General features: G+C 55.0%; 1 protein-coding gene and 1 pseudogene. Both read right to left on the reverse strand.

Annotation, left to right across the window (positions count from 1 at the left end; all coding sequences use genetic code 11):
• Positions 1 to 2094, reverse strand: a 2094-nt coding sequence (locus ABX962_RS34115) for a PVC-type heme-binding CxxCH protein (RefSeq protein ID WP_372726129.1), incomplete at its 3' end; no start/stop codon positions are given.
• Positions 2095 to 2104: 10 nt separating this feature from the next.
• Positions 2105 to 2828: pseudogene (locus ABX962_RS34120) on the reverse strand (hypothetical protein); the annotation flags it as partial.

The raw sequence follows: 2828 nt of genomic DNA on the forward strand, positions 1-2828 counted from the left end.
GGCCGCGGGCAGCGCGGCGGCCAACACCTGCAATTGCTCGTCACTCGAAAAATCGTCATGCAGCGCACGAGCCGCCTCGGTCGCGACCTGCTCACTGGGATCACCAAGAAACGGCTCAAGTGAACGCGGCGATTCATTGCCACGAAGGGCGACGACCAAGTTCAGTCGGCCGACCAAGGTCGAAGCGTCTTGGGCCGCTGTCAACTGATCGGCGGTGGCACAGTTTCGCAACGCTCGCGAGACCGCAAATCGCAGATAACGGTCCGATTCGGCAAGCGAGTTCGAGATCCGCAGCAGTGTATCGAAAGCATCGTCCGAGGAATGTTTACTGAGCGCGATCATTGCCATAAAGCGAACGCGATCGCTGTCATCATCAAGTAATGGCAGGAAGATCGCGCCATCGACACCCTTGATATCGGTCAAGGTTCTTGACGCTTGGGCTCGCATTTCCGCATCCTCGGATCGGAGCAGCGAGATCAAGGTGTGTGTGGCTGCGGTTTCGTCACCGCGTGCGAGTTGTCCAAGCCCCCAGATTGCATGGACACGTGTCATTTCCGATTCCGATGTCAACGCACTGCGAAGCGTGTCGATGTTTTTCTGTTTGACCAATTCAAACTGGGCCCCCATGCGGATGCGTTGGTCATCGTGACCGAGAAGTCGATGGAGTTCGGTGGCGGACAGTTGCGAAAAGCCGTCTTTGAGTTGCTGGGCCACCTCGCGGCGTATCTCGGCGAGATCCGAATCGGGAGCGTCAATCTTCCAAACCGCTCCCGACTGATTCAGCGGATAGCCACCGCCCCAGTCAACGCCATACAGCGCCCCGTCGGGACCAAAGTTGATCCCAACCAATGGAATGCCACTACCGATCGAATGCTCGTTTTCCATCGTAAACGAAGCGCCAGCGGGCTTGGCTTGGAAGGCGAACTGGAAGCCACCGGGAGCTCCGGTCAAGAAAAAGTAATCGCGATAGGCCGACGAGAGAGCGGTTCCGGGATTGAAGGTAAATCCGGCGGGGCCATCGATATAATTTTTGAGCGTGGGAAGGATGTAGGAGGGTTGTCCGTCAAAATGGGGAACCCACAATCGTTCGTCGGTCCAAGGATTAAAACCGCTGCCACGATATTGATAATTGCAACGCCAACCGGCATCCATGTCACGAACGATATAGACAAACCGCTCTTTTTCATTGGGTTGATCGGCATCATTATCGACGCCAAACAGGTTGCCGTATTGATCAAACGCCAACTCTTGCACGTTTCGCAGTCCGTGGGCAAACACTTCAAAATTGCTGCCGTCGGGATCGCAACGCATCACGCCACCTTGGTTGGGATAGTGAAAGCGTGTGCCTTCGCGTGATGTCAATGAAATCCCCTTGTCACCAATCGACCAGTAGATCTTGCCATCGGGACCGACGGTCAATCCATGCATGTCGTGACCGGCGTAGGCGATGTGAATCGCAAACCCCGATGCAATCGCTTCACGAGCGTCGGCGACATGATCGTCGTCGGTATCTCGCAAACGCCATAGGTCGGGGGCAATCGTGGCATACACATCGCCATTGAACCAAAGCACGCCTGCGGCGATTCCGGTGACTTCGGTCTGAAAGCCTTCGGCAAATAATTCGAATGTATCTGCAGTGCCATCGTGGTCGCGATCACGCAGCGTGTGGATTTTTTCGCTGATGACGGTCAAGTCATGCCAATCATGCGATCCATCGTGGTTTAGATCATCAACGCGTTTGCGGTTCTTCTCTTGGTCTTGGTTTGGGGCCAGACGTTGATGATAAAAATCGCGGCGGTCCTCGACGCTTTGGAATCCAACATCGTTGGTGATCCAATCGCGATTGTTGCGAATGTCAAGATCCTGTGCCTTCCGCCGCTGCGTTTGCGTCACGTAGGCCGTGCCTTCATTGTCAAAACTGATTGCTACAGGGTCGGGCACATTGATCTCGCCACTCCACTTGGTGTAACGAAGCGGAGTCGAGCTTGGCGGTTCTGCCGCAATCGCAAAACTGAACTGGCAAACGAACATGACAGCGGCGAACAAGACAGCGGCGAACAAGACAGCGGCGAACTGGCGAAGAGATAAAAGCATGATGCAGTTTTTAGGGTTGCGAAGTCGTGAGGGAATGCTGAGCTGGCTGCAGCGCAGGATCGTCGAGATCAAGTCGATACAAGATTTGGTTGTAGTCGTAATACGGCGTTGGCGCTGCGTGATTGGCGAATTCCGCCGTATATGTCCCTTCGAACAACAGGACGTGATCCCCCGCCGGCGTCAATTCAGGATGCAGACGTGGATTATAGAACGTGTAGTTGTCATGTGAAAGAATTTCGACGGCGGTTCCCCACGGTCCCATGGGCGAGTCAGCTTCGGCGTACCACAGCGTTCCAAAGGCGGACGGTTTGCCGAATTTTTGCATGAATACCGTGACCCACCGTTTGCGGAATGCATTCCATGCAATCGAGCCTGAGTGCGGTACGATCTCGCGGTCACCGTCGGCCGAGCGAAGTGTTTTTTGAGGCGTCAGCGTTTTCCAATTCTCGAAGTCTTTCCAGGCTTCGTAGGTGCCGGCGATTTGAATGCGAGGCAGCGGGTTGCCGAACAGCAGCCAACGCGTTCCCGCTGCGTCAGTCCAGAATACCGGATGGCCTTCTTCGGCGAGCGATGGCGGCGGAGTCCCGTCGGATGCTTTCCATACCGTGCGGACGATTTCAAATTCCGAGTTCGACTCGTTCCACTCGCATAGCCCCGCTTCGTACGTCTGAAGATGCCCTTTGATCTTTCGATAAAAGGCAACCAAATGTTCGTCGCCATTTTTGTCTGGCAGA

The sequence above is a fragment of the Novipirellula sp. genome (genome assembly GCF_041583735.1).
GTDB lineage: Bacteria > Planctomycetota > Planctomycetia > Pirellulales > Pirellulaceae > Novipirellula.